General features: G+C 66.8%; 1 protein-coding gene and 1 pseudogene. Both read left to right on the top strand.

Annotation, left to right across the window (positions count from 1 at the left end; genetic code table 11):
* Window positions 1–1,038, top strand: a pseudogene (locus SALPAC3_RS28630) (peptidase S8); the annotation flags it as partial.
* Between the two features lie 291 nt (window positions 1,039–1,329).
* Window positions 1,330–1,511: hypothetical protein (locus SALPAC3_RS28280; RefSeq protein ID WP_033774828.1), on the top strand; the 182-nt coding region annotated here is incomplete at its 3' end.

The following is a 1,511-nucleotide window of genomic DNA, read 5'->3' on the forward strand; positions in this document are numbered from 1 at the left end:
AGCCAAGAGAAATACCCCGACACCATCTACGACCTGGCCCAGGTCTGGCGCGAACAGGTGCCCGACCAGCCCCTCACCTACCACCCGAGGCACAGCGACCTGGCCCGAGTCGACGCCCGATACCACGCCACCCAAGGCGCCGAAGGTTCCGGGTTCCGCGCCGACACGGCCCTCGGCCTCCCACTCGGGGTCCCCGAGCCGGAGTGGCATCCCAGCACCCGCACCGAATGGGTCACCCCAGACATCCCCTGGGCCGAGATCCACCAACAGCACAATCCGGCTTGGGCAGTAGTGGCGGACGCGCATACCTACGCCAAGGGCACGACCACCAGGGTGGACACGTTCGCCCCCGCCATCCGACCGGCCTTCACCCGGTCAGCCTGGCCCCAGAACAGTCGATACCAGGACCGCATGACCCTCTACGTACAGGCCTGGAGCCCGTCGGGTAGCACCGTGCTCGACTCCGGCGCAGGGACGCTTCCCTCATCGCAGCAGCACATCCGGCTCTACCAGGGCGACACCCTGCTGCACGAAGACCAACTACTTCCCAGGCTGATTGGCAGGGAGGTTCCGGCTGGGACGCTGCCGTACCGGCTGGTGTTGGATGCGTCGCGCCCAGCCGAGGAGTGGCGGCTGTCGACCCGTACGCACACGGAGTGGGACTTCATCTCCAGCACCAACAACGCCGAACCCGATGCCCCGGAACCGATCACGCTGCTCCAACTCGACTACGAGTTGGAGACCGACCTACGAGGCGACGTCAAAGCCGGCACCAACCAAGAAATCAGCATCACCGCCAGGCCACAGCCCGGCGGCTCCGGCACCGGCACCATCACCGCAGTGGAGCTTGAGGTCTCCTACGACGACGGCACCACCTGGCAACCCGTCACCCTCACCGCGGGAGACAACAACCGCCGCACAAGAGCCCTGAAGAGAATGAAGCAACCGGAGGGGTTCATCTCCCTCCGCGCCGCCGCCGACACCGACACCGGCTTCGCCATCCGACAAGAAATCACCCGCGCCTACGGCCTACGCTGACCTGAACCGGCAGGGGTCTCCGAACCAACAACGGTCCGGGGACCCGCCGGCCCTACCCAACACAGACGACCGTGCCGGATGCCACGGAGCTGGCCCTCATCCCGCCGACGCCCAGCAGCGGAAGCCATCGTCACACGGTGGCGAAGTAGCGCCGTGACGGCTACCCGCCAGCAGAAGCCATTCACGTGATCGAGCAACATCAGTAGAACTAGATCCATGCATTCCCATCTAGAACCCTTCGCCGTTGGCGGATCACGGCGGCGGTTGATCGCTGCCGTCGTAGCGGCCGGGATGTTCGCGGCCTCCGCCGCCGCCATCGATCCAGCCGCCGCGACCGCCGCACCGCCCCGGACAACCACACCCGCGGGCACCCTCACCGACACACATACCGTCACCCTGGTCACCGGCGACGTCGTCACCGTCCGCACCCTCGCCGACGGCAAAACCCTCACCGAGGTCGACCAACCCGACGA

The organism is Salinispora pacifica DSM 45544, from assembly GCF_000378845.1.
GTDB classification, from domain to species: Bacteria; Actinomycetota; Actinomycetes; order Mycobacteriales; family Micromonosporaceae; genus Micromonospora; species Micromonospora pacifica.